Source organism: Burkholderia sp. M6-3, from assembly GCF_050858985.1.
Taxonomy (GTDB): Bacteria; Pseudomonadota; Gammaproteobacteria; order Burkholderiales; family Burkholderiaceae; genus Paraburkholderia; species Paraburkholderia caledonica.
In genome coordinates this window covers 2,251,177-2,275,438 of record NZ_CP110091.1, presented here as the reverse complement: position 1 = coordinate 2,275,438, position 24,262 = coordinate 2,251,177, and the positions used below count along the sequence as shown (strand labels likewise).

Annotated in this window: 22 protein-coding genes; 13 read left to right on the top strand and 9 right to left on the bottom strand. The window is 62.3% G+C overall.

The features are described 5' to 3' along the window. Nucleotides 1-146 precede the first annotated feature (146 nt). Together OH764_RS27770 and OH764_RS27765 are read right to left on the bottom strand one after the other, a co-directional pair. The gene (locus OH764_RS27770) at nucleotides 147-1,175 is read right to left on the bottom strand and encodes a beta-ribofuranosylaminobenzene 5'-phosphate synthase family protein (RefSeq protein WP_498849305.1); all 1,029 of its coding nucleotides are present in this window, start codon (nucleotides 1,173-1,175) and stop codon (nucleotides 147-149) included. A gap of 215 nt (nucleotides 1,176-1,390) precedes the next feature. Next, nucleotides 1,391-1,798 carry a 4a-hydroxytetrahydrobiopterin dehydratase gene (locus tag OH764_RS27765; protein ID WP_498849304.1) on the bottom strand — a complete coding sequence of 136 codons (408 nt, stop codon included), beginning with the start codon at nucleotides 1,796-1,798 and terminating at the stop codon, nucleotides 1,391-1,393. A 574-nt stretch (nucleotides 1,799-2,372) separates the two neighbouring features. On the opposite strand from OH764_RS27765, the gene OH764_RS27760 reads away from it, so the two are divergent. The 11 genes from OH764_RS27760 to OH764_RS27710 all read left to right on the top strand — a co-directional run bounded on the left by OH764_RS27760 (nucleotide 2,373) and on the right by OH764_RS27710 (nucleotide 13,076). Further along, complete coding sequence (locus tag OH764_RS27760; RefSeq protein WP_370687530.1) at nucleotides 2,373-4,139, top strand: methanol/ethanol family PQQ-dependent dehydrogenase; 1,767 nt, start codon at nucleotides 2,373-2,375, stop codon at nucleotides 4,137-4,139. A 204-nt stretch (nucleotides 4,140-4,343) separates the two neighbouring features. Continuing rightward, complete coding sequence (locus OH764_RS27755; protein ID WP_020066320.1) at nucleotides 4,344-4,763, top strand: c-type cytochrome; 420 nt, start codon at nucleotides 4,344-4,346, stop codon at nucleotides 4,761-4,763. Between the two features lie 30 nt (nucleotides 4,764-4,793). Further along, the gene (locus OH764_RS27750; RefSeq protein ID WP_498849303.1) at nucleotides 4,794-5,708 is read left to right on the top strand and encodes a substrate-binding domain-containing protein; all 915 of its coding nucleotides are present in this window, start codon (nucleotides 4,794-4,796) and stop codon (nucleotides 5,706-5,708) included. Beyond that, nucleotides 5,705-6,496, top strand: a complete 792-nt coding sequence (locus tag OH764_RS27745) for a hypothetical protein (RefSeq protein WP_498849302.1) — start codon at nucleotides 5,705-5,707, stop codon at nucleotides 6,494-6,496. Before OH764_RS27750 ends, OH764_RS27745 begins: the two co-directional genes overlap by 4 nt. Before the next feature lie 13 nt (nucleotides 6,497-6,509). After that, nucleotides 6,510-7,496 carry a LysR family transcriptional regulator gene (locus tag OH764_RS27740; protein WP_498849301.1) on the top strand — a complete coding sequence of 329 codons (987 nt, stop codon included), beginning with the start codon at nucleotides 6,510-6,512 and terminating at the stop codon, nucleotides 7,494-7,496. Between the two features lie 52 nt (nucleotides 7,497-7,548). Next, nucleotides 7,549-8,568 (top strand): AAA family ATPase, encoded by a 1,020-nt coding sequence (locus OH764_RS27735; protein WP_498849300.1) that lies wholly within the window; start codon nucleotides 7,549-7,551, stop codon nucleotides 8,566-8,568. 3 nt (nucleotides 8,569-8,571) lie between these two features. Further along, a complete protein-coding gene (locus tag OH764_RS27730; RefSeq protein WP_498849299.1) occupies nucleotides 8,572-9,561 on the top strand; it encodes a DUF58 domain-containing protein in 990 nt (329 codons plus the stop codon). Beyond that, nucleotides 9,558-10,493, top strand: a complete 936-nt coding sequence (locus OH764_RS27725) for a calcium incorporation protein MxaA (protein WP_498849298.1) — start codon at nucleotides 9,558-9,560, stop codon at nucleotides 10,491-10,493. Before OH764_RS27730 ends, OH764_RS27725 begins: the two co-directional genes overlap by 4 nt. Beyond that, a complete protein-coding gene (locus tag OH764_RS27720; protein ID WP_498849297.1) occupies nucleotides 10,490-11,479 on the top strand; it encodes a vWA domain-containing protein in 990 nt (329 codons plus the stop codon). The genes OH764_RS27725 and OH764_RS27720 overlap by 4 nt, the downstream gene beginning before the upstream one ends. Next, the gene (locus OH764_RS27715; protein WP_498849296.1) at nucleotides 11,476-12,045 is read left to right on the top strand and encodes a tetratricopeptide repeat protein; all 570 of its coding nucleotides are present in this window, start codon (nucleotides 11,476-11,478) and stop codon (nucleotides 12,043-12,045) included. The genes OH764_RS27720 and OH764_RS27715 overlap by 4 nt, the downstream gene beginning before the upstream one ends. A gap of 47 nt (nucleotides 12,046-12,092) precedes the next feature. Beyond that, nucleotides 12,093-13,076: a vWA domain-containing protein gene (locus OH764_RS27710; protein WP_498851313.1), complete on the top strand. Its 984-nt coding sequence runs from the start codon at nucleotides 12,093-12,095 to the stop codon at nucleotides 13,074-13,076. A gap of 61 nt (nucleotides 13,077-13,137) precedes the next feature. Here the strand turns inward: OH764_RS27710 and OH764_RS27705 are convergent, their stop codons facing one another. Both OH764_RS27705 and OH764_RS27700 read right to left on the bottom strand, forming a co-directional pair. Further along, entirely contained in the window at nucleotides 13,138-14,082 is a 945-nt protein-coding gene (locus tag OH764_RS27705) for an ATP adenylyltransferase family protein (protein WP_498849295.1), read from the bottom strand. 80 nt (nucleotides 14,083-14,162) lie between these two features. Continuing rightward, complete coding sequence (locus OH764_RS27700) at nucleotides 14,163-14,984, bottom strand: LysR substrate-binding domain-containing protein (RefSeq protein WP_174447015.1); 822 nt, start codon at nucleotides 14,982-14,984, stop codon at nucleotides 14,163-14,165. A gap of 124 nt (nucleotides 14,985-15,108) precedes the next feature. Between OH764_RS27700 and OH764_RS27695 the strand changes: the two genes are divergently transcribed. Then, nucleotides 15,109-15,960, top strand: a complete 852-nt coding sequence (locus tag OH764_RS27695) for an alpha/beta fold hydrolase (protein WP_498849294.1) — start codon at nucleotides 15,109-15,111, stop codon at nucleotides 15,958-15,960. A gap of 68 nt (nucleotides 15,961-16,028) precedes the next feature. On the opposite strand, the gene OH764_RS27690 is transcribed toward OH764_RS27695, so the two are convergent. From OH764_RS27690 to OH764_RS27680, 3 genes are all read right to left on the bottom strand, one after another. Beyond that, complete coding sequence (locus tag OH764_RS27690) at nucleotides 16,029-17,252, bottom strand: acyltransferase family protein (protein ID WP_498849293.1); 1,224 nt, start codon at nucleotides 17,250-17,252, stop codon at nucleotides 16,029-16,031. 105 nt (nucleotides 17,253-17,357) lie between these two features. Continuing rightward, nucleotides 17,358-18,359: a glycosyltransferase family 2 protein gene (locus OH764_RS27685; RefSeq protein ID WP_498849292.1), complete on the bottom strand. Its 1,002-nt coding sequence runs from the start codon at nucleotides 18,357-18,359 to the stop codon at nucleotides 17,358-17,360. Nucleotides 18,360-18,620: 261 nt separating this feature from the next. Beyond that, nucleotides 18,621-19,637 (bottom strand): ATP-grasp domain-containing protein, encoded by a 1,017-nt coding sequence (locus OH764_RS27680; RefSeq protein WP_498849291.1) that lies wholly within the window; start codon nucleotides 19,635-19,637, stop codon nucleotides 18,621-18,623. A 397-nt stretch (nucleotides 19,638-20,034) separates the two neighbouring features. Between OH764_RS27680 and OH764_RS27675 the strand changes: the two genes are divergently transcribed. Then, on the top strand, nucleotides 20,035-20,724 hold the full coding sequence (locus tag OH764_RS27675; protein WP_020066304.1) for a hydrolase: 690 nt from the start codon (nucleotides 20,035-20,037) through the stop codon (nucleotides 20,722-20,724). Nucleotides 20,725-20,769: 45 nt separating this feature from the next. On the opposite strand, the gene OH764_RS27670 is transcribed toward OH764_RS27675, so the two are convergent. Both OH764_RS27670 and OH764_RS27665 read right to left on the bottom strand, forming a co-directional pair. Then, on the bottom strand, nucleotides 20,770-22,659 hold the full coding sequence (locus tag OH764_RS27670) for a feruloyl-CoA synthase (RefSeq protein WP_498849290.1): 1,890 nt from the start codon (nucleotides 22,657-22,659) through the stop codon (nucleotides 20,770-20,772). Between the two features lie 106 nt (nucleotides 22,660-22,765). Then, entirely contained in the window at nucleotides 22,766-24,217 is a 1,452-nt protein-coding gene (locus tag OH764_RS27665; protein WP_498849289.1) for an aldehyde dehydrogenase, read from the bottom strand. Nucleotides 24,218-24,262: the final 45 nt, after the last annotated feature.

The window sequence follows — 24,262 nt, the reverse complement described above, 5'->3', positions numbered from 1 at the left end:
GTTGCATAGGCTGCCAGCGCCGTATGTGCATGTGCGGGCTTTCGCGAGCCGGCCGTTTGTAGATCGCGCGTTCGAGCGCGCTCCATTTCGGCGCGCCCGTTCGCCGGCTGCCCGGTCCGTAACTCGCGGCGCGGAATAAAGGCACATCATGCGGCGTCGATGCGCCGGTGCGGCCGCGCTTCGGCGACGCGCACAGTCGCGCCGCGATTGCGCCCCGCGACAATCTTGCATTCGATATGCGGCATGCCGCGCGTGGCTTCGCGCGCTGCGGCGAGCGCGCCTTCGGCGTCGCGCGCGCTGCCGACGATCGCAAAGCCCGTCGGCCCCCACGAACTCTGGCCAATCGCGGCGGTGCGCTGCGCGGCCACGGCGCGCAGCGCACGTTCGACGCCGGGGCTCGCGAACACGCCGCCTTGCACGGGCGCGAAATATTCGCCGATGGTCTGCTGCATCTCGGTCAACCCATGTGCGAACGGTACGATGTTCCGCTCGGCGGCGCCCGGCAAAATCTTCATCAGCACGAGGTGGCACAGATGCGCGGCGAGTTTCTGCGGAAACGGCGCAAGCGCGGCAAGGCCGCGCCGTTCGTCAGCGCCGTGCAGACCTTCGCGCGCATTGTCGCTGACGAGCAGCACGCGCCAGTCGTCGGGAAATGGCTGACGTGCGAGCAGCGGCGGCACGCCCGGATGCAGATCGCCCGACGGACCGCCGTCCACTAGCAGGCCGCCCGAATCGAAACCGAGCACGCCGATGCCCGAGCGCGCGCCGCGTCCGAGCAGGGCCGCCAGTTCGGCGCTAGCCGCGACGTGACCCAGCAGCCGGACGAACGCCACGCCGACTGCGAGCGCGAGCTGCGTCCCCGATCCGAGGCCGGTGTGGGCGCGCGGTGTCTGGGTGACGTCGATCGCGACGGGCGTGGGGTCGTAAGCGGCGTGCAGCCGTTCGAGACATACCGCGATGCGCTCGCGTTCCGCATCCGACACCGCGCCGTCGATGCGGTCGCGTTCAGCGAGCCGCGCTTCGACGCGAGTGCCGCCGCCGTCAATCACGAGTCCGACGCTGCCGAACGCGCGTCCGAGCGACGCATTCGGGTCGAGAAAGCCCAGATGCAACCGCGCGGGGGCGTCGACCGTCACGGTGGCGTCAGGCGGAAGGCGGCGAACGTGAAGCTGCATCGCAAGTGTCCTTGTTCGGGCGTGATCCGGTGTAGATCGGGCACAGCGAGCCGCACACGCCGCCATGGCGACGGCGTGTGCCGTCGCGCGGGCGGCCGGCGCAGGACGTTAAGCGAAAGCCGTACCAGGCACATGCGGGGACGTCCGCTTTCGGACGTACCAGATGACGTGCCGGCTGCGCCCGCTTCGCCGCTCCCGCTGTCGCTGCTCGCGCTTCAACCGCCTTCGGCCGTCCCCTCCGCTTTGGGCGCGTCGTACTTGATGTAGCGAAAGCGCTGGTCGTCGCTCGGCGTGCCTTCCAGCGGGCCGCCTTCGGTGGCCGGCTGCCACTGGATGAACGACTCGATCTTGTTGGCGAGCGCGAAGTCTTTGTCGGTGATCCCTTTCGCGGAGTGCGTCTTCAGCTTCACGATCACGAATGCATAGGAGACCGTGAGATCGGGGTGATGCCATGCGGCTTCCGCGAGATGGCCCACTGCGTTCACCACCATCAACGTTCCTTTCCAGCCCTCGGTGCGGTATTTGCGCCGCAGCCAGCCGTCTTCCACGTACCAGTGCTGGAGCGGGCCGACGAGCCGTTGCTGGATCTCGTCGTCGGTATAGACCTTTTCGGTTTTTGCCATGATCGCTTCTCCGCGGATGTTGGTTCGATCGATAACACTCATGTTGCGCTGCAAACGACCTGCCACCGGCCCCGCCGTACTCACGCGAACCCGACGCAGCGCTTTTGCGAAGTGGTTCTCGCGCGGCCTGCGACGCGACGGACACGCTTCGTATCGGGCAATGACACAGTATGTTCCACATGCCCGGATTAAGTGGTGTGACGGCGTGACACCGCCGAACGGTATCTCACGTCATTGCCGTTTCATACAGCCTGCACACGGCGACTCGAACGGTACCCGAGGCACGGCGCGTAGCCTGATGCCGTGTGCCCAGGCGGCGTTTTCAGACCGGCTTGTGGCGGCGAAGGCGGTCGGTGCAGCTGCGCGACCGGCATGGAATATGCGTTGGCCGTCATGCGCCGCAAACCCGACAGCGATTGGGAATGGCGCTGATCGTTACCCTGCATCCGTGGAGGCGCGCCCGGTGCGACGAGGTAGCGTGGGTCATTCGTGAGTTGAACAGCAAGACCATTCTGGAGGAGACATGAACTTACGCACCACGGTTCTTGGGCTCGCGATCCTCGCGTCGGCAGCCATGAGTTCCATCGTTGCACAGGCCGATTCGCAGCTCGATGGGCTCATGAAAAGTCCGTCGAACTGGGCGGCGCAGGCAGGCGATTATGCGAATCACCGCTACAGCCCTCTCAAGCAGATCAACGAGAACAACGTCGGCAAACTACAGGTCGCGTGGACCATGTCGACCGGCGTGCTGCGCGGCCATGAAGGCGCGCCGCTCGTGATCGGCGACACCATGTATATCCACTCGCCGTTCCCTAACAAGGTGATTGCGATCAACCTGAAGGATCAAACATTCCTCTGGCAGTACCAGCCGAAGCAGGACGATTCGGTTGTCTCCGTGATGTGCTGTGACACAGTCAATCGCGGGCTCGCCTATGGCGACGGCAAGATCTTCCTGCAGCAAGCCGATACCAAGCTCGTCGCGTTGAACGCGAAAACCGGTGACGTGGTCTGGACCGCGCAGAACGGCAACTCGAAAGCCGGCGAAACGAACACCAATGCGCCGCACGTTTTCGGCGACAAGGTGTTGACGGGCATCTCGGGCGGCGAGTTCGGCGTGCGTGGACGTCTGATCGCGTACGACATCAAGACCGGCAAACCGGCCTGGACCGCGTACAGCACGGGTCCGGATAAAGACATGCTGATGGACCCCGACAAAACGATGACCTACGCCGACGGCAAGATGGTGCCGGTGGGCGCGGACTCGTCGCTGAAGTCCTGGAAGGGCGATCAGTGGAAGCTGGGCGGCGGCACCACGTGGGGCTGGTATGCGTGGGATCCGAAGCTCAACCTTGTCTACTACGGCACCGGCAATCCCGGCACATGGAACCCGACGCAACGTCCGGGCGACAACAAGTGGTCGATGTCGATCATGGCCCGCGATCTGAATACCGGCATGGCGAAGTGGGTCTATCAGATGACGCCTCACGACGAGTGGGACTACGACGGCGTCAATGAAATGATCCTGTCGGATCTGACGATCGACGGCAAGAAGGTACCCGCTATCGTTCACTTCGACCGCAATGGCTTCGGCTACACGTTGAACCGCGAAAGCGGCCAACTGCTCGTTGCGCAGAAGTTCGACCCGGCTGTGAACTGGGCCGACAGCGTCGATCTGAAGAGCGGCAAGCCGATTCGTAACGCGGCGTATTCGACGCAGGCAGCGGGTTCGGATCACAACGTGAAGGGCATCTGTCCGGCGGCGCTCGGCTCGAAAGATCAGCAGCCCGCAGCGTACGACCCGAATTCGAGCCTCTTCCTCGTGCCGACGAATCACGTTTGCATGGACTACGAACCGTTCGATGTTGACTATGTGTCCGGCCAGCCGTATGTGGGCGCGACGCTGTCGATGTATCCGGGTCCGAACGAGAACAATGCGATGGGCAATTTCATCGCGTGGGACGCGGCGAAAGGCAAGATCGTCTGGTCCAAGCCGGAGAAGTTCTCGGTGTGGTCGGGCGCGCTCGCGACCGCCGGCGGCATTGCGTTCTACGGCACGCTGGAAGGCTACCTCAAGGCGGTTCGCATCAAGGACGGCAAGGAGTTGTGGCGTTTCAAGACCCCGTCGGGGATTATCGGCAACGTGTTCACCTACCAGTATCAGGGCAAGCAGTACGTCGGCGTCTACTCGGGCATTGGCGGCTGGGCCGGCATCGGCATGGCGGCAGGACTCGAGAAATCGACGGAAGGCCTCGGCGCGGTGGGCGGTTATCGCGAGCTCGCGAAGTATACGGCGCTCGGCGGTACGCTCTTCGTGTTCGCCATTCCTGGCGGCAACAGCTGAGCGCAGGTCGTTCGAATCGCGCGGCCGGTTCGCTCCTGGTGAAGCACCGGGGCAGCCGGCGGCGCCGGTTCGGTCAGGTCGGTTCAATGCGGGTTCAAACCACAAGTTGCATACGAATTACCAGGTCCGCGCGCTTGCAGAGATGCAGCAATGCGTCGATGAAACGCATCGGCGCGCGGCTCTAACATCAGGAGACATCTGTCTATGAAACGCCGAGCAATCTTGTTGCGGGCGGCACTGCCCGTCGTTTTCGTCATGCTGCCTGTCACATACGCCCAGACCAATCCCGCGATGGCCCAGGTGGCGTACAAGGTGGTCGACGGCAGCAAGGTGGACGCCAATACGTTGCAGGGATGGAAGACCTGGCGCGCGCTTGCATGCGAACGCTGCCACGGCGCTCAGCAGCAGGGCATGGTGGGCCCCTCGCTTGTCGACGCCTTCAAGACGCTCGACAAGAACGAGTTTCACCGCACGGTGTTCGGTGGGCGGGTCGACAAGGGCATGCCTGACTTCAGTTCCAGCCAGATGATGCAAAAGAACTGGGAGAACCTTTACGCCTATCTGAAAGGGCGCTCCGACGGGCAGATCAAGCCCGGCGATCTGCAGGCCATCGACGCGAAATAACGCCGGCGCCACAACTTCAGGAGGTGATCGATGCGTCATCGCAAACTCATGCACGCGCACGCCGTGCTCGTGGCAGGCGCGCTGTGCTATGCGGCGCTCGCAAGCGGCGCGGTCCGCGCCCAGGGCGAGGCGGCGCTGCCGAACAACGACGGCGCCGACGGCGTTCTGCGAGTCTGCGCGGACCCGAACAACATGCCCCTGTCGAACAACAAGGGCGAGGGTTACGAGAACCGCATCGCGAGCCAGATGGCGAGCGACTTCGGCTACAAGCTCGAATACACGTACTTTCCGCAGCGCATGGGCTTCGTGCGTCACACGCTGCGCGAGAAGGTGGCCGACAGCGAGCGCTATAAATGCGATCTGATCATCGGCGTGCCGAAAGGCTACGACATGACTTCGACGACGCAGCCGTATTTGCGCTCCACCTATGCAATGGTGTTCAAGAAGCGGCCCGAACTGGCCGGCATCAACACGCCGGACGATCTGCTCAAGCTGCCGCCGGATCAATTGCACAAGCTGCGCTTCGGCATCTTCTCGCAGACGCCGGCGGTCGACTGGCTGCTCAGTCATAACCTGATCGATCAGGCCGTGTCGTATCAGGTGCAGAGCGGCGATCCGCAGGAATATCCCGGCCAGATGATCGAAAAGGACCTGCAGGCTGGCAACGTGGACGTCGTGTTTCTGTGGGGGCCGATTGCCGGCTACTTCGCGAAACGTTCCGGCGATTCGGTGAAGCTCGTGCCTTTTCCGGCCACGCCGGGCATCCGTTTCGACTATACGATCTCGATGGGCGTGCGTTACGGCGAGAAGGCGTGGAAGGACAAGGTCGATCAATGGATCGGCGCGAACCACGACAAGATCGACAGCATCCTGACCAGTTATGAAGTACCGCTTCTGAAGCCCGTCGATGCGCCGTCCGGCAAGCCCGCGGACGCATCGCCATGACGGCGGCGCGAGCCGGTGTGCGACGAGAATGGCGGCGCATGCTCGCGGCAGGCGCTGCGAGCATCGCGTGCCTGATCGGTGACGTGCACGCGGCCGCGCCGGCCGCGGGCAGCAATGAGATATCGCCGGCCGAGCGGCTGATCTTCACGACCGATCATCTGCATGGCGTCGTGCAGCAAACCGAACTCGACTACGCGCTGCTCAGTTCCGACCCGCCCGCGCGCGGCACCGACATCGTCAAGGTGCTCGTGACGAGCACGGACAACGCGAAGGGCGACGCCCAGGTGTCGGATCACAGCGGAGCCGTATCGTTGCCGAACGGCGGCTTGCAGTGCAACCCGGTGATCATCTATTTCCTCGAGCGCGACATCGCCGAGATGGAGCAGTTGACGGGCGGACAACGGCGCTATTTCCAGCAGCGCTTGCGCCTCGCGCTTGCCGCCGGGCCGAAGATCGAAACGGTGACGAGCCAGATAGACGGCAAGCCGGTGAAGGCTCAGCAGATCGTCGTACAGCCCTATCTCGACGATCCCAATGCCGAACGTTTCGCTCAGTACACCGCGAAGCGCTACACGTTTCTGATCGCCAGTACAGTACCGGGCGAGGTCGCGCTGATTCGCACGGAGGTGCCCGGCGCGAACAACGACTTCGCGCATCCGCTGCATAGCCGCACCCTCAGTTTCCAGGCTGCGTTGCGCAAGCTGCCGCCGCCGGGGAATGCGCCGAACGTACCGAACACACCGAACGCGCCCGTCAAGTCGTCGAACGCGCCGCGCGCGAGCCGGTAGCGGACGCGCGGCCGTGAACTTCATCCGCTCGCTCACGCTGCGTCAATTGCAGATCTTCGTCGTGGCGAGCCGCTATACGAGTTTTGCGCGAGCCGCCGAAGAATTGCATCTGACGCAGCCGGCCGTGTCGATGCAGATTCATCAGTTGGAAGAGGCGGTCGGCCTGCGTCTCTTCGAGCGGATCGCGCGTAAGCTCGCGCTGACCGAGGCCGGCGAGAAGTTCAGCCATCACGCGAGCCGGATTCTCGGTGAGATCAAGGACGCGGAGGACGCGATGAGTTCGCTCAAGCAGGCCGATAGCGGCTCTATTGCAGTGGGCATCGTCAGTTCCGCGACGTATTTCGCGCCCAAGTTGCTCGCGATGTATTCGCATCTCTATCCGAAAGTCGACGTGCACTTCTCGGTCGGCAACCGCGATGCGCTGTTGCGCCTGCTTCAGGACAACGCGATCGACCTCGCGATCATGGGACGTCCGCCGCCTGAACTGGATACGACAACGGAGCCGCTCGCGTGGCATCCGCAAGTGGTGATCGCGCCGGTTGATCATCCGCTCGCGGGCGCGCGGCGCTTCGACTTGCAGGAGTTGCGCGGCGACACGTTTCTTCTGCGTGAACCCGGCTCGGGCACCCGCATGGCCGCGGAGGAAATGTTCCGGCAGCATCTTTTCACGCCCGCGAAAGTCGTCACGCTCGGCAGCAACGAAACGATCAAGCAGGCAGTGATCGCCGGAATGGGCGTAAGCCTCATTTCGCTGCATACGCTGCTGCTGGAATTGCGGACGAAAGAACTCGCGTTGCTCGATGTGAACGGCACGCCGATCGAGCGCACATGGCAGATCGTGCATTTGCGCGCCAAGCAGCTTTCGCCGACCTGCATGATGTTCCGGCAGTTTCTGCTGGAACAGGCCGCAGCGTATCTGGAGCGCGAGTATGCGGTATTCGTACGGCCGCCCAGCAAGCCGAAGGTCCTCATACCCGCAGTCGACGATGCTTCCGCGTGACTCGCAATTTTGCCGGCGGCGCAGCATGTGCCGGCCATAGGAGATTGCACCGATGGGATCCAGCGAACAGCTTCAGGACTGGCGTCTGCATGCGCTGCAGATCGAGGAGGAAGTCGCAAGCGCCGTGATCGGCCAGGCGGAGGTGATCCGGCTGATCACCGTTGCGTTGTTCGCGCGCGGGCATGTGCTGCTCGAAGGCGGCGTCGGCGTCGGCAAGACGACGGTGCTTCGCGCGTTTGCGCGTGTAGTAGGGGGCGATTTCGAGCGCGTGGAAGGCACAATCGACCTGATGCCGGGAGATCTCGTGTATCACACGTATGTCGATGCCGAGGGCAGGCCGCGTATCGATCCGGGCCCGCTTCTGCGACATGGCGAAGGCCTCACGACATTCTTCTTCAACGAAATCAATCGGGCGCGCCCGCAAGTTCAGTCGCTGCTGTTGCGCGCGATGGCCGAGCGCTCCGTCTGGGCGTTCGATCGCGAATACCGCTTCCCGCACATGACGGTGTTCGCCGATCGCAACAAGGTCGAGAAAGAGGAAACCTTCGAGCTCGCCTCGGCGGCGCGCGATCGTTTTCTGTTCGAGCTGAGCATGCCGACACCGGATGACACCGATGTGCGGCGCGCGTTGGTGTTCGACGCGAATTATCACGACGTCGATCGGCTGCTGGCACGGCTTTCTGCGGCTATCGTGCCGTGGGAACAGCTGAACCAGGCTGGCGCGGCCATTCAGCACAGCGTCCAGTCGAGCGAGACGATCGAACGTTATGTGCTAGATATCTGGCAGGCAACCGAAACGCCGCAGCGTTTTGGTATCGCACTCGACGGCGTGGACACGGAGCGCCTCATTCTGGCAGGCGCGAGCCCGCGCGGCATGAGCGCGCTGTTGCGCGCAGCACGGGTGGTTGCGTGGCTCGCGGGACGCACGCATCTGATTCCCGAGGACATTCATGCGGTGTTGCTGCCGGCGCTCGGCCACCGTGTGTTCTTCACGCCGATCTACGAGTTGCGTCGTCAGGAACTCGCGGAGGCGCTGACCGCGCAGATCGTCGACAGGCTTGCAGTGCCCTGAATCATGAAAGAAATCGCGGAATTCCATTACCGTTTGCCGATGCGTTCGTCTGGATTTCGTCCCGGCTCGCATCGCGGATCGAGTTTCGGTGCCGGCCAGGAATTCGCAATGCATGGCCGCCTGTTCGACTATCCGGACCCACGTCGCATCGATCTGCGGGCAAGCGTGCGCGCGGCCCGTTCGGAGTGGCTCGTGAGAGTGCATTTGCAGCGAGCCGCAGTGCCCGTGCAGGTGCTCGTGGATGTGTCGGCGTCGATGCGCTTCGGCACGCGCCGGAGCAAATTGCAGGTGGCCGCGGATTTCGTCGAAGCATTGGGGTACAGCGCGTTTCGCGCCGGCGATCCGTTGGGGATGCTTGCGTTCGATAGCGGCGCGCGCGACGACCTCTTCATGCCGCCACGCTCCGGGCGCGGCATCGGCAATCTGCTCGCGGGGATGTTGCGCGAGAGCGCAGATGCAGGCGCTGACACAGGCCTACGCATGGACGCGGGCGCGAGCTTAAGCGCGGCGGCGGCCTCGGGCAAGCGCAGCGCCAACGGCAACCGCAACGGCAGCGGCGATGGCAGTGGCCGTGGCAAGCCAAACGGCACTAGCAGCGGCAGCGTCGGCGCGTTGCAGCGCATTGCGTCGACGCTTGCGGGCCGTCAGACGCTGGTCTTTCTCGTCTCCGATTTCCACTGGCCGCTGACAGCATTGCCGGCGGTGCTCGATCTGCTGGTGCATGCGTACGTGGTGCCCATCGTCGTGTGGGATGCTGCCGAGATTGCGCCGCCTGCGGGCGGTCCGCTGCTTGCAGTGAGGGACGCCGAGTCCGGTGCGCGGCGCACGCTCTGGTTAAGCGCCGGCGCGCGCGAACGCTGGCACGAAGGCGTTGCACGGCGCCGCGCGGAACTCTCGCAGATGTTCGGCAAGCGCGCGATGCAACCGTTCTACATTGAAGGCGCGTTCGACCCGGAAGCGATGTCACGCTATTTTCTGGAGGCGGTCGCATGAGAGCAGATGCTTCGTCGCGCCGGCTCCGGTTCGCCCTCGTACTCGCCGTTTCGCTGATGCCGGCGATGATGCCGTCCACCAGCACCGCAGCGGCGAGCGGCGCGGTTATCCAACCGACGGTGCAGGAACCGCGCGCATTTGGCTATCTGCTCGGCGACGTCCTCACGCAACGCATTCTGCTGAAAGGCGACGGCTACGATAGCGGCACCGTAATGCCGCCTTCGCTCGGTCGTACCGATGCGTGGCTCGAACGCCGGCGGGTTCGTAGCGAAACCGACACCGACGGTCGGAGGTGGATGGCGATCGACTACCAGGTCGTCAACGTGCCGACAACGCTCATGCAGGTTGCGTTGCCTGCGTTATCGCTGACGTCGTCGTCCGGCGCGACGCTTCAGGTCGGCGAATGGCCGCTCAGCATCGGTCCCGCAACGCCAGCGAATCCGTTCAACGTCGGCGACCTGCAAGCGCTGCGTCCGGACCGCCTGGCGCCTACGGTGCCTACAGCCCCGCTTCGACGGCAGGCGGGCTTCGCGCTTGGCTTGCTCATGCTGACCTTGTTGTCGTGGGCAGGCTGGTGGTTCTGGCGCAACGCGCGCGAGTCGGCGCGTCTGCCGTTTGCACGCGCCTGGCGGGAGCTGCGGCACATGCAGCGAAAGCCACGAGCGAGCGGGCCGCCTGCGGACGCGTCTGCGGAGGCATGGCTTTGCCTGCATCGCGCGGTGAACGAAACGGCGGGCCACGTGGTGCATGTGGGCGCGCTGTCGGGCCTCTTCGTTCAAGCGCCCTATCTGCAACCGTTGCGCGCGCAACTGGAGCAGTTCTACCGGCAATCGGCCGAGCGCTTTTTCACGCCTGCGTCCGCGGGCGACGCCTATCCGCTGCGGACTCTGTGCGAGGCGCTGTATCGCGCGGAGCGGCGTCACCAGCGATGAACGACATGGCGCTCGACCTGGCTCACCCCTGGCTGCTTGCGCTGCTGCCGCTCGTGTTGCTGCCGCTGTTGCCCCGCCGCGCCGACACGCTCCCGTTCTCATGGATCGCATGGCTGCCCGACGATCGAGCCGGACGATGGATCGGTGCCGTCGCGCAGGGCAGTGCGGTGCTGGCGATGCTCGCGATCGTCGTCGGTTTGTCCGGTCCCGGGCGTTCGCCCCGGGAGGTGGTGCGTACGGGCAGCGGCGCGCAGATTCTGATTCTGATGGATCGCAGTGCCAGCATGGACGAGCCGATGAACAGCAAAGGTGTCGAGGTGAGCGCAGGGGAATCGAAGAACAGAGTGGCGCGCGCTTCGTTGACGCAGTTCGTCGCGCAGAGGCCGAACGACCGGCTCGCATTCATGATGTTCGGCACGAGCCCGTTGCTTGCGATGCCGTTCACTTACGACCATCGTGCGATCGACGCCGCTATCGCCGGTACTGCGGTGGGCCGCGGCATGCCCGATACGCAACTCGATCTCGGGCTGCTCACGGCAATCGGTGAGTTCAATCAGCAGCATTCGTCGAGCCGCCGCGCGATCGTGCTCGTCTCGGACGGCGGCGCGAAGCTCGACGCGCGCGAGCGGCAGTTGATCGAGGACGGTCTGCTGCGCAATCAGATTGCGCTTTACTTCATCTATTTGCGCAGCAGCGTTTACAGCCCCGATCTGAATGCAGCAGTACCTGCCAGCGAGTCTTCCGCCGAAGCGGAGCTGCACCGCTATTTTCTGTCGCTCAAGACACCTTATCGTTTGTTCCAGACCGGTAACGCAAAAGCAATGAGGGACGCGATGGCCGAGATCAACCGCCAGCAAAATGCGCTGACTACGTTTATCGAGCGTTTGCCGCGCGAGGACTTTAGTCCGTACTGTTTTGCCGTCGCACTCGCAAGTTGCGTCCTGCTGATGGCGCTACGGCTTTTTCAGGTGCGGGTGTGGTCGTGAAGCGCGCGTCGGTACATATGATCTTCGGAGCCGTGGCGCTTTGCTGCGCGGCAGTGGCGGCTTACAACTGGATCGGATTGCAGCGGGCGGAGCAGGTAAACCGGACCGTTGCGGCGACCGTCGTGGCGACCAAAGCGGCGTCCAAAGATGCGAAGCGCAGCGTGGCCAGCACCGACGATGCCCCCCAGGTCAGGCTCGCGCGCGCAGTGGCCTTATCGAGCGACGGCGCTTACGATGCGGCGGGCCCACTCTTCGAGTCGCTGATTCGGGAGCAGCCCGAAGGCGAGGTCGGACGCACGGCGCTGTTCGATCTCGGCAACCTGTACCTGCGGCAGGGAATTGGTCATAGCCCTGCCGGCGCGATCGAATCGCTTGCAATGGTCGAGGAAGCCAAGGCGCGCTACCGCAGCCTGCTACGCATTGCTGCGGACGATTGGGATGCGCGCTACAACCTGGAACGGGCGTTGTGGCTCGCCCCCGAAACGCGTTCCGCGTCGGGCGCACCGGACGTCAAGGAGCAGCACGACGTCAAAGTGCGCGATCCCGAAAGCAAGGATTTGCCGTGAGCCGCGGGGCACAAACACGTGGTTTTCTCGCAGGGCGTCACTGGACGATGCCAGCCGCGCTCGTGCTGCTGATTCTCGCGCTCACCTTGCCGCCGGTGGCGTTGCCGCGCGACACGTCGAGCTATGTCGTCACATTCGATATCACGCAGAGCATGTACGTTGAGGACGTCGTGCTGAACGGCGCGCCGGTGAGCCGGCTCGCGTTTGCGCGCGCCGCGATGCGCGATGCACTCGGTCAATTGCCGTGCGGCTCGAAAGTCGGCTGGAGTGCATTCACCGGGCAGCGAAGTTTTCTGCTCGTGGCGCCGGTGGAAGTCTGCGGCAACTATGACGCGCTGCTGTCGTCGCTGGATCGGATCGACGGGCACATGCGCTGGACTAACTACAGCCGTATTGCCGAAGGCGGTGTGTACTCGGCGGTTCGCGTGGCGCAGGAGATCGGCGACAGCACGGCCGTCGTGTTCCTGACCGATGGTCAGGAGGCGCCGCCGCTGCTGCCCTCCGATGCGCTGAAGCAAGATATCAATCCTGCTCACGTGAAGGGTTGGTTGATCGGCGTGGGCGGCGATCAACCAGCGCCTATTCCGCGCAGCGATGCCTACGGAAATCGCATCGGCTACTGGCAGGCGGACCAGGTGGTACAGGTCCCGCAGATGCACGCGTCCGCGACTCATGCCGTCAGTCGCGAGGAGTTGTCGGCGTTGCAGGGGCACTATCTGTCGTCGGTGGCGGGGCAAGTCGGTTTCGGCTATGGGCGCCTCATCGACGCCGCGTCATTGCGCGGCGCGTTGCTCGATGCACGGCTCGCTCACCGGGAAAGCGTGCCGACCGATTTGCGCTGGTGTCCCGCAGCGCTCGCGCTGCTGCTGCTCGTCTGGCGCTTCATGCCGGATACTGCCTTTCTCTTCGCGTGGATGCGCGTCGGCGCGAGCCTTTTCCGTCCTGCGCGAGGCGCTCGCGCAGAGAGCGCACCGATTGCCGGCAGCGTGCGGACAGCGGCCACCCGAAGCGAGGAATCGATCACGACGTAGCAATGGACAGCTGCGCCTCGTTCTTCACCGCTGATTAAGTGAGGATACAGATGCCGATGCTTCAGATGGTCCCCGTGACTTGTTTCAGCATGCTCATCGGACCGCGCGTCCTGATGATGTCCATTTGTGTTTGGTTGCGCACGAAAAGCGATCCGGCGAATCCCAACGCGTTGATCGAAATGCCCTCGCTGTGTTCGGCGCGGCGAGGCACGAGCATCATCCATCGCGTAGTGACGAGCAGGTTATAAGGTGCCGATTGCAGCGGTTCACCGTCCACATCGACAGCGTGCAATCCGGTCGCGGCGAGCAACGACATGTACCGCTCGAAAGCACTGCGCGCCAGTTCCGACGGACGCGATACAAGTGCCGGATCGAAGCCGACAAACGCATGCGGAAAGCCGAGCCCCGGCACCGTACCGACGGAGCCGTCCATGCGCGCCGACGCCAGCAGCGGTTCTATCGGTAGTTGTGGCGTAGTGTCGTCGAGCGGCAAGGGCGCGATCTGTAAATGCTTATGAAGCTGACTTGCGCCGGCTTCGGGGCCGCCGTTGTAAAAGCCGAGGCTCTCGAACTGCGTCATGCAAGTGAAGAGCGCGCAGAAGTCCGCGAGATTCAACAGGGCTCGCTGTAGCTCGAAGCGACGCGTAACGATCAGCACATGGTGATCGATAACGTTGAATTTATTGAGCAGGACGACATGCGTGTCGGAAAGGTCGGCGACGAACAGATCCGGGTCGTAGGGCAGGAAAGGGTTGGACGCGCGAGCGCCGCTCGATCCGGCTTTGCGCTGCTGCGCGTCCTTTTCTTTGCGGACGAGGCTGGAAATTTGCCGGACCACAAACCGCACGCCGCTGTCATCGATGGTAGTGCGGCTCGTTTGTATCGGAAGCAGCGCGCCGCAATCGAGCGCATGCGCGGTTTGGCGGACGATGGCCGGCCATAACGCGCCGGCTGGATCGGGAAGGGACGTGTTCATCGAAAGAGGCAAGCCCGGTTTGGACGACATGCAGCTTCCTTTATACACTCGGCCGACCTGCCTCGCGCGGAGAAGGTCGCGCCTGTCACCGTTCAGTTTCTGGCGGCGAGCTAGCGCCTCAGTTCCGCAATGATCTTCTCCGCGAGAAAATCGCACGGAGGGCGTTTCGATGCCGTGCTTCGCGCGAGCACGACTTCGAGCGCCGCGATTTCGGGCAGCCCCTGCGCATGACCAAGCAGCGCGAAATGCGCGGGCACGGCGCATTGTGCGAGCGGAACGATCGCAAGGCCGGCTTCGGCCATCGACACGAGTCCCATCAGACTCGGACTTTCATATGAGGTCCGGTAGCTGATCTTCGCGTGTTCGAGGCTGCGGATCGCATTTTCCCGCGCGACGCTGCCGGGCAAAAACACGGCTATCGGCAACGGCCTTTCGCGCCAGATGTCGTGTGCGCTCGGCGACGCCGCCCAGACCATCGGCTCGAGCCGCAAAAACTCGCCCGACAATCCCTTGACCCGCGTTGCGCACACGAGGTCGACGGAGCCGTCCTTCACCATCGGCGCGAGCGCGACGCTCGGCAGGCCGACCACCCGGATTTCGACCTTCGGATAAGTTGCGGAGAATTTTTTGAGGATCGGCGGCAGCAGCGAGGAGGCATAGTCGTCCGGCACGCCGATACTCACGCGGCCGGTGACGTCGGGCCGAACCACGGCGGCCCAGGCTTCGTCGCGCAGCGCCAGCATGCGCCGCGCGTAAGCGAGCAGCACTTCGCCGTCCTGTGTCGGTATGACGTTCCTCGGCTTGCGCACGAAAAGCGGCTTGCCGAGCGCGGTTTCGAGCGTCTTGATCTGCATGCTCACCGCCGACTGCGAGCGGTGCACGACTTCCGCCGCGCGGCTGATATTGCCGGTGTCCGCGACGGCGACGATCATCGTCATCACATCGAGATCGAGTGCTTTCAAGGTCTGGTATCAGAAAATCGAATGGATTCCATCAATATTACGCGATTTTCTTAAATGTTGACGTGCGGCATAGTGCAGGCAAAGGAGCCAGTGTATGAACGCCCGAACCGATTTCTCCCTGCTTGCCGCGCCCGAAGTCTCGTTTGCGACCATCGCATCGGGCATTAGCGTGCCGTACGTCGAGTGCGGAACGGGAGAGCCGCTCGTGTTCGTGCATGGCTCGCTGTGCGACTACCGCTACTGGAGCGCACAGACGGCGGCGCTTGCCGGGCATTTCCGCTGCATCTCGGTGAGCCTGAGCCATTACTGGCCCGCGGCTTACGCGTGCATTCAGGGCGAGTTCGGCTGGCAAACGCATGTTGCCGAACTGGCCGAATTCATCGAGGCGCTCGGCCTCGCGCCTGTGCATCTGGTCGGTCATTCGCGCGGCGGTTGCGTCGCGTTCAACCTGGCGCGTGAGTACCCGCGACTCGTCAAGACGCTTACGCTTGCGGACCCAGGCGGTCCGTTACAGATAGACGGCATGCCCGGCGCGTCGCTGCCGACCGCGACGAACGCGCTGCGCGCTCGCGTTGTGGACTTGATAGAAGCAGGCGAGATCGACGCAGGTCTTGAACTGTTCGTTGACTCGGTCAGCGCGCCGGGCTCATGGCGCAAGAGTTCTGTAGCCTTTCGCACGATGGCCACCGACAATGCGGCCACCTTGCCGAAACAGCTGCGCGATCCGCTGCCCGCATATTCACGCGGCGCCGCACGCGGTGTGAAATGCAGAACGCTGCTGATCGAAGGGCAACGCAGCCCTCGCATGTTCCGCAACAACGTCGAAAAACTCGCGGACTGGATCGACTACGCGGACAAGCAGACCATTGCGGGCGCGTCGCACGGCATGAATGTGTCGAACGCCGGAGCTTTCAATCGGCTCGTGCATTCGTTTGCGAGCTTTTGAAGGTGCCTTTGAAGGTGATTCTCAAGCCGGCCGCTTTGCGCTGAACCGCCTCGCGGCCGCGTCAATCCTCAAACACTTCCCGGCTCTGCTGCCGGCGCCCTCGTCCTCGCCCTGAGGAAGCGGCCGCGAATCCAGTCTCTCAACGGAGCGACCAGCCGCTCCTGGAAATACACGGCCGCAATCACCGTCCCGATCAGATACAGCGGATAAGTCGCCATACTGGGTATGACTTCTTTCGAAGCCGCGACGCATTCGGAAAAGTGCGAAGCGCACCATAGGGGCGATTTGCCGATAGACAGCAGTTTCAACACCTTCATCATGACGAGGAAGATCGGCACATGAATCGCAAAGAGCGAGAGTGCCGAGTTCCCTAAACGAGTCGATAGCGCCGCGAATCTGGACGGAACCGAAAGGCCGGCGAATACGGCGACGAGCAACAGCTCTGCAGGCATCAATGCGCCGTTATGAACGAGATAACGTGTATTGATGGATCCGTGCGACTCGAGCCACGCAGCGGCTGCGAACGAGGCTGCGAACACCAGCAACGCTGCGGCGAGCTTCATGCCGCTGCGGTGAATGGCGGCCAGATGTCCTTCGCGAAACAGTCCATACAGGACGATACCGACCAGAAATTCGGGCAGTCGCAGCACCGGGTTGCGGGTGACTATGCCGACCGCCGCGGGGCCGTACCAGTGCATCAGCGTCGCAAGCACAGGCGGGACAAGATAAAGCACCCACAAAATCAATAACAGCCGGTATTTGTTCCGGGCTTTGAGAAGCCGCGGCGCGAAAAATGGAAACGCGAGATAGAAGAAAAACAATGTCGTCAGCGACCATGATGGCGGATTAACCGACCCGTATAGCGGATTCCACACCTGCAGCAAGAACAGGTTCAGCACGAAATTAATGGCGGTCTCGGTGGGGCCGAGCGTGACGTAGTGCTCTGCGTCGTCGAGCGACATGATCGCGAACTGCTGATATCCGCGCGTGCCTGCCGCCGAGACCAGCAGCACCAGTACGAGCGCAATGAGATGCACGGGATAAAGATTGGAAAGGCGTTTCACGAAGAACTCGCGTGTGCCGCCTCGCAACTCGGTGGTTCGCCCGAAGTAGACGTGGGCGAGAATGAAGCCCGACAGAATGAAGAATGAACTCGTGGCGAACCCGCCCAGGTTGGCCAACTCAACGAACGGAAGCGTCACGTATTGCGGATACTGATGTATCGAATGAAACACCATCAGATACAGAGCCAGCGCGAAACGCAGTACATCCAGGCCAACGAACTTGTTCATCATCACTTCCATGCAAATTGTTGCGATGGCATCAGGTGCAACGCACCGGGCACGCTTTAAAGATTGAAGCCAACCGCAAACAACGATTGAACTTGTTTCGGAAAACTAAAGGCGACGCCGGGCAAGGGGATTCGCAATGTAACGAACGGCGAAATCGGAGAGCGCCGAGAAAGGCAGCAAACAGAGACTGGACAACACGAGCGTGCCAATCTTTTTCTTGTAGCTCCAGAACGGGTTTCCGACGATCGAGCGGAAGTAACTATGCGACTGCCGACTGACCCATCGCCAGCGTTTCGTTAACGGCGCCTGATAAACGGCAGAGCAGAAATGGGCCTTCTCAAGCGAGAAGTCATGAAACGACAGCGGAAGTTCGATCCCCAGACGCGCGCGCGCCATTTGCCGCAGAATGGCCCAGCGTTTGGTCAGCGCCTTGGGCGCTTTGTCGTTGCTTTCGGAGTTTGCGAAATCGATCCCCGAGTTTTCGGTGCGGTGCACGCGGTAAGCACCAAGCGATTCTGGAATCGTTGCAACGGCTCCTAACAAGGCGACGCCGTAGATCGCATAGAAGTCCGCTCCGTAACGATTGATGTCAGCCTCTGGAACGGGAAATATCTTCTTTAATGCGCTTGTGCGGTAAGCGTTGCCCGATGCAGGCGGCGATGGATACAGCCAGCCTTGGCGCAAAGGGCTGCCGCAGTCGCTGGGAGCTGCGGAGTGCGGTACATAAGTGCCCGACGGCTTGCCTGCGGGATCGATGACGTCGAGCCGGAACTGGACCTTGACAAAGTTACCGCTATCGAACACGCGCATCACTTTCGACACCGCGTGAGAATAGAGCAGATCGTCGGAATCGAGCAGAATCACAAATTCTGTCTCGATTATGTTCACTGCATCGTTATAGGCGGACACCTGGCCGCCATTCTGCTTGTAAAGCGCTTTAACGCGACAGCCATAACTTTCTATGATTTCGCGCGAACCGTCGGTTGATCCGTCGTCAATTACGAGCACTTGAGTGGCCGGATAATCCTGTTCGAGGGCTGAGTTGATGGCCTTGGCGAGAAAGCGGCCATAGTTGTAATTGCAGATGACGATTGTCACGTTTTGCATATTTATTCACCACCTGTCATAAACCGGAAGCGCAGCGTACCGGCGACTACAGGCCGCCTCGGGTTCCGCTCGCGTTGACCTCTAAAGCCAGCACGAATGAATTTACCTTTCCGTTCGTTGCCCCGCCAATGGGCGGTAGTGCGATATGTGCGGTCGATAACACAACTGGACGCGGCTCGCGTGAGCTTCGGTAAAGCGGGGAAAATGCCCTCATGCGGCGCGCGTCATGTGACAAAAGTTGCCGAAAAAAACCGGCAAACGTTACGCCGGTTGCGTCGACGGGGTCGGTAAAGGCGGCCTTGTTGAAAGGAACGCGTCGGGCACGAGTTTTCCCCACTCGTAGTCGACCTTGTCAGGCGTGAATGGCAGTACGCCCGCGCCGGGCGTAAACGTCAATTCGCCGAAGTAAATCTGGTTATCCGGCGCATACAGGTCCACGCGAACATAATCGAAATCGCTGCATAGCTTGGTGGCGGCGTCCAGAATGGCTTCCAGGTTTTCCGGGCGGGGCGACGGCTCTGCACTGGGTTTGTAGGCGCCAATCGCCATGTCCAGATGGTTCCAGTTGGCGTCGTATATGTCGCCACGCGTGTTCGGGCCGAACCGGTCCGAGATCACCAGAATGTAAATGGTGGGCCTTCCACTTCGGCCGCCGAAGCAGTGCAGTTTGTAGTCGGCAGGAATCTGGCCGCTCGCATCGAGCAACAGGTGCTCGAAGAAAACGCGTGGCTCGATCTGGCGATAGTGTTTCTCGCGCGCGATCTTGTAGAAGTCGAGTGTCAACCAGTGATCGGCAAGCTCTCGCAGTTCCTCGAACGAGCGTGTGGACTTGTCTCTCACCACTTCCACATAGCTGCTGCCGTGATTGGCTTTCATCACGAACGAGTTCGGCAGCGCATCGAATACTTCTTTCGAAAAGGTGTCCGGCGCTGCGAGCAGCGGTATTACGTGCTCCTCTCCCAACACTCTCGCTACATATTTTCTAACCGTAAGCTTGTCGGTCAACTCTGCGAACCACGGATCGGGCCGCAGGCTTTTACGCAAGATCTTCTCATTGAAGGTAGTAGGGCGCAGCAGGCTCGGATAGCGGCCAATTTCCTTGTGATGCAGCAAGCTCAGGAACAGTGGCGCCGGTAATAGTGACTTGGCCGCTTCTTTCATCTTGCGAACTGTCGATTGGCGGCGCAGTGGGGCGGTACTTGTGGACGATGGCGCTTTTTGTTGAGGCACAGAGGGGCCGGATTCACCCGGAAACTGGACTGAATTGGTCGTCGTCATTTTTCGAATTCCCGTAAGTTATTCGCGCTACATCAGGGGCCCGGCCAGGCCTGCCGATGTATCACGATGCGAGGTTAACGTACGGAAGTCGCGCTAATTGCCAGCGTCGCTAAACGAAGGTGTTTTGGCCCAATCCCATGAAGGCGGCCGATTGTGCGCGGACAGGTTTTCGAATCGAAAGGATGTGGCCGCACGGTAGCTCGCGCCTTGCGGTGTGGTGGTCCTTAAGGATGAAACCTTTCGGTTTGTTATTTTTAAGAACGATTAAGGACTTGGACAAGGACTCGCCGCAAGCCCGCCGATAGACTGCATTCCAGTTTTTCCTCGCTTGTGAAGCGAATGCGGCATGTTTTCCCTGTTCAGCAAACCCTTATCGACACCTAGGACGTACAAAGCCATGGCTAATCCGAAACTGCAAGTCCTCACGCCTGCGAACTCGCAGATCATCTTTATCGATCACCAGCCGCAAATGGCTTTCGGCGTCCAGTCGATCGACCGGCAGGTGCTGAAGAACAACGTGGTTGGCCTTGCCAAGGCCGCACGCGTGTTCAACATTCCCACGACCATCACGACGGTGGAATCGGAAAGCTTCTCCGGGTATACGTACCCGGAGTTGCTGGACGTGTTCCCCGGCCACAAGGTGCTGGAACGCACGTCGATGAATTCGTGGGACGACCAGAAGGTTCGCGACTCGCTCGCCGCCAACGGCCGCAAGAAAGTGGTGGTGGCGGGTTTGTGGACCGAGGTCTGCAACAACACCTTCTCGCTGTGCGCAATGGACGAAGGCGACTACGAGATCTACATGGTGGCTGACGCGTCGGGCGGCACCTCCAAGGAAGCGCATGAATATTCGATGCAGCGCATGATCCAGGCCGGCGTTGTTCCTGTGACGTGGCAACAGGTGCTGCTCGAATGGCAACGCGACTGGGCTCACAAAGAGACATACGACGCAGTCATGGGCATCGTCAAGGAACATTCGGGCGCGTACGGCATGGGCGTCGACTACGCGTACACGATGGTCCACAAATCGGCGCAGCGCGCGGCCGGAACGCACGAAGTTCTCGCTCCCGTGCCGGCACGCAAGTAAGCGCTCAGGCCGCATGCTGCGGCCGGCGCCTCGCATTGCCCGGCTTCAGGTCCGGACATGCGGCGCGTAAATGACGGCCGGATCCCGCTGGATCGGGTCATGCAGCGCTTGCACGAGTTCAGCGCGATGCGTGAGCACGGCGCGCTGATTGATCGAGCCTTTGTCGGTTATTTCACCGAGATCGAGCGACGGCGCGACGTCGAGCAGACGCATTCGTGCGATCGTGGTCGCGCCGCCTGTCGACTCGCGATTGAGCCGATCGAGCAATTCGACGAAGAACTGCCGCACGGCGGGCGCGCTCACGACTTCGGACGCGCTCGCCGACGCAGGCAGTTGCGCGAGTCGCCGGCAGTCGTCGAGTCGCGGGAACACGAGCAAGCCCACGTCGTCGCAATTCAATCCAGAGACGACCACGTCCTGCACATACGGCGCGCCCGCCGAAATAACGCGCGCGCGCATCGGGCCGACGCTGACAAAGGTGCCGGAGCTGAGCTTGAAGTCTTCGGCAATGCGGCCGTCGAACATCAAGCCCAGTTCGGGCTGTTGCGGGTCGACGAACTTCAGTGCGTCGCCACTGCAGTAATAGCCTTCGTCGTCGAATGAATTCCCAGTGGCTGCACCGTCCATTCGCCAATAGCCACGCATGACGTGGGGACCACGAAAGCGCGCCTCCAGCTTGTCCCCGACGGGCACGAGCTTCACTTCGCAGCCCGGCGCGGGTACGCCCACATAACCGGCACCCTTCGCGGGCAGCGTCGTAAAGAGGCACGACGGCGAAGTCTCCGTCATGCCGAGACCCGCCATGATGCGGATACGCTCGCCGCAAAAGCGCTCCGTAACCTGTTGCAGTCGGTCCCAGGCGGCTTGCGAGAGTCCCGCTCCCGCAAAGAAATACACCTTCACGCGTGAGAAAAATGTCTCGCGCAGCTTGGCGTCGGTCTCAAGCGCACTCGTCAGTTCTTCCCAGCCCTTGGGCACATTGAAGTAGATCGTCGGAGCGATCTCGCGAAGATTGCGCAGCGTTTCTTCGAACTTCTTGCCGACCGGCTTGCCGTCGTCGATATAAAGCGTGCCGCCGTTATAGAGCGCGATGCCCGCGTTGTGACTACCGCCGAAAGTGTGATTCCACGGCAGCCAGTCGACGAGTACCGGCGGCTCGTCGGCGAACTCGGGAAACGTTTCGCGCAGCATCTGCTGGTTGCTGCAAAGCATACGATGGGTCGTCGGAACGGCCTTCGGCAGCGTCGTTGAGCCTGACGTGAAGAGGAATTTGGCTATGCTGTCCGGGTCGATCGCTTCGTGCGCGGCATCGACGGTAGTAGGCGTAGCGTCGAGCAGCGCGGACAGCTTCGTCACGGGGCGGGCACAGGAGCCCGTGGACGTCACGACTTCGACATCGGCCGCAACAGTTGCGTCGATTGCAGCGGCAAATGCAGAGGCATCGGTTGCGAAGACGAGGCCGGGCGTGAGCAGATCAAGCGTATGCCTCAGCTTGCCAAAATCGCTGGAAATGAGGGAGTACGCGGGCGAAATGGGCGCGTACGGTACGCCGGCCCACATTGCGCCGAGCGCGATCATCATGTGTTCGAGATCGTTGCCGGAGAGGATCGCGACGGGCCGCTCGGCCGACAGGTTGCGCTCGAGCAGCGCCTGGCCGATGGCACGCGCACGTTGCAACATCTGCGCGTAGCTGATGCCTTGCCATTCCCCGTTCGTGCCGCGGCGCGCGACGAGCCAGCGGTCCGGATGCGCACGCGCGCCGCTCGCCAGCCGGTCGGTCAGGCGCTGCGGATAGTTACCGGGCATTGCGGCGGACTCCATGTACCACACGTCGCCGTCACGGCGAACGCGAGCGGGCGCCGAACCGATCCGCACTTCGCGATAGCGCACGGGCGTTTCTCTATCGACACTGGATTGAGTCGGCTGCAAATTCACTTATTGTCTCCTTCCCGCCGTCTTCGTCTGCTGCGAAGCATGCGGGATTCGAATGATGCCGCTGAGCGGCATTCGTGTCAGATCGAGATGTGTTTGATCGAGCGGCCTAGATCGGATAGTGACGCGGACCCGTCTGGATCGTAATCCAACGCAAGTCCGTGAACTCGGCAATCGACGCCTTACTGCCGAAACGGCCGTAGCCGCTTCCCTTCACGCCTCCGAACGGCATCTGCGCTTCATCGTGAACGGTCGGTCCATTGATGTGGCATATACCCGACTCCACACGTTTCGCGACGCTCATCGCGCGTGCGATATCGCGGCTGAAGACAGCGGCGGACAGGCCGAACTCGCTGTCGTTCGCCACTTTCACGGCTTCGTCGTCGGTGTCCACGCGCAGCACGGTGACCACCGGCGCAAACGATTCTTCGGCGTAGAGCTTCATAGCCGGGAGAACGCCGTCGACGATGGTCGGCTGCATGATTGCGCCAGTCAAGGTGCCCCCGCCGAGTATCTTCGCGCCGTGTTCGCGTGCGTCCTGCACGAGCGCTGTTGCGCGTTGCGCAGCTTGTGCGCTGACCATCGCGCCGAGCTTGGAGTCCTTCGCGGTGGGTGCGTCGGCAACCAGCGTGCGCGCTTTCTCAGCGAGCTTGTCGACGAGCGCATCGGCCACGCTGCGATGCGCGATCACGCGTTCCGTCGACATACAGATCTGCCCTTGGTTGAAGAAGGCGCCGAACGCAATCGCGTCCACGGCTGCGTCGAGATCCGCGTCATCAAGCACGAGAACAGGTGCTTTGCCGCCGAGTTCGAGCAGTGCGGGCTTGAGATGCCTGGCCGCGTGCATCGCGATGATGCGGCCCACGTGGGTCGATCCCGTGAAATTTACGCGACGCACGGCGGGGTGCGCGATCAGCCGTTCGACGATGGCAGGCGCGTCGTCCGGCGCGTTCGTCACCACGTTGATGACGCCGTCGCCGAGTCCCGCATCCTGCAGCACGCTGCCGATCATTCTGTGCACGGCCGGGCAGGCTTCCGATGCCTTCAGCACGACGGTGTTACCGCACGCGAGCGGCATCGCGACAGCGCGCGTGCCGAGAATCACCGGCGCATTCCACGGCGCGATGCCGAGCACGACGCCGCATGGCTGGCGCACCGCGAGAGCAATGTTGTCAGGCGTGTCGGTCGGAATCACGCTGCCGTCGATCTGCGTAGTCATGGCCGCCGCTTCGCGCAACATGTTGGCTGCGAGATGCACGTTGAAGCCGTACCAGTTGGCCATCGCGCCGGTTTCGGCCATGCCGCATTCGATGAACGCGCCCGCTCTTGCGTCCATGATGTCAGCGGCTTTCAGCAGGCGCGCACGGCGTTCGGTCGGCCGTAGCGCGGACCACGCGGGAAACGCGGCGGCGGCGACTTCGACAGCGGCGTCCGCGTCGGCGAGCGTGGCAGCAGGCGCGCGCGAAGCCACGCCGCCGGTAACCGGATCAATCCGCTCGAACGTGGCGCCGCCCGACGCCGGACAGTCCTTGCCCCCGATCAACATACTTACTTCGTTCACGATGGCTGTCTCCTTTGCATGCTTTTTCCCGTGCTGCGCGTAGGT

Bases quoted from the DNA above. Each gene is read 5' to 3' on its own strand.
- OH764_RS27700 (WP_174447015.1), bottom strand. From the start codon at position 14,984: ATGATCGTCGCCGTCGCGGACACCGGCAATATCAGCCGCGCGGCGGAA.
- OH764_RS27745 (WP_498849302.1), top strand. From the start codon at position 5,705: ATGACGGCGGCGCGAGCCGGTGTGCGACGAGAATGGCGGCGCATGCTC.
- OH764_RS27675 (WP_020066304.1), top strand. From the start codon at position 20,035: ATGGCTAATCCGAAACTGCAAGTCCTCACGCCTGCGAACTCGCAGATC.
- OH764_RS27755 (WP_020066320.1), top strand. From the start codon at position 4,344: ATGAAACGCCGAGCAATCTTGTTGCGGGCGGCACTGCCCGTCGTTTTC.
- OH764_RS27735 (WP_498849300.1), top strand. From the start codon at position 7,549: ATGGGATCCAGCGAACAGCTTCAGGACTGGCGTCTGCATGCGCTGCAG.
- OH764_RS27710 (WP_498851313.1), top strand. From the start codon at position 12,093: ATGCCAGCCGCGCTCGTGCTGCTGATTCTCGCGCTCACCTTGCCGCCG.
- OH764_RS27705 (WP_498849295.1), bottom strand. From the start codon at position 14,082: ATGTCGTCCAAACCGGGCTTGCCTCTTTCGATGAACACGTCCCTTCCC.
- OH764_RS27680 (WP_498849291.1), bottom strand. From the start codon at position 19,637: ATGACGACGACCAATTCAGTCCAGTTTCCGGGTGAATCCGGCCCCTCT.
- OH764_RS27720 (WP_498849297.1), top strand. From the start codon at position 10,490: ATGAACGACATGGCGCTCGACCTGGCTCACCCCTGGCTGCTTGCGCTG.
- OH764_RS27760 (WP_370687530.1), top strand. From the start codon at position 2,373: ATGAGTTCCATCGTTGCACAGGCCGATTCGCAGCTCGATGGGCTCATG.
- OH764_RS27695 (WP_498849294.1), top strand. From the start codon at position 15,109: ATGAACGCCCGAACCGATTTCTCCCTGCTTGCCGCGCCCGAAGTCTCG.
- OH764_RS27750 (WP_498849303.1), top strand. From the start codon at position 4,794: ATGCGTCATCGCAAACTCATGCACGCGCACGCCGTGCTCGTGGCAGGC.
- OH764_RS27685 (WP_498849292.1), bottom strand. From the start codon at position 18,359: ATGCAAAACGTGACAATCGTCATCTGCAATTACAACTATGGCCGCTTT.
- OH764_RS27725 (WP_498849298.1), top strand. From the start codon at position 9,558: ATGAGAGCAGATGCTTCGTCGCGCCGGCTCCGGTTCGCCCTCGTACTC.
- OH764_RS27765 (WP_498849304.1), bottom strand. From the start codon at position 1,798: ATGGCAAAAACCGAAAAGGTCTATACCGACGACGAGATCCAGCAACGG.
- OH764_RS27730 (WP_498849299.1), top strand. From the start codon at position 8,572: ATGAAAGAAATCGCGGAATTCCATTACCGTTTGCCGATGCGTTCGTCT.
- OH764_RS27690 (WP_498849293.1), bottom strand. From the start codon at position 17,252: ATGAACAAGTTCGTTGGCCTGGATGTACTGCGTTTCGCGCTGGCTCTG.
- OH764_RS27770 (WP_498849305.1), bottom strand. From the start codon at position 1,175: ATGCAGCTTCACGTTCGCCGCCTTCCGCCTGACGCCACCGTGACGGTC.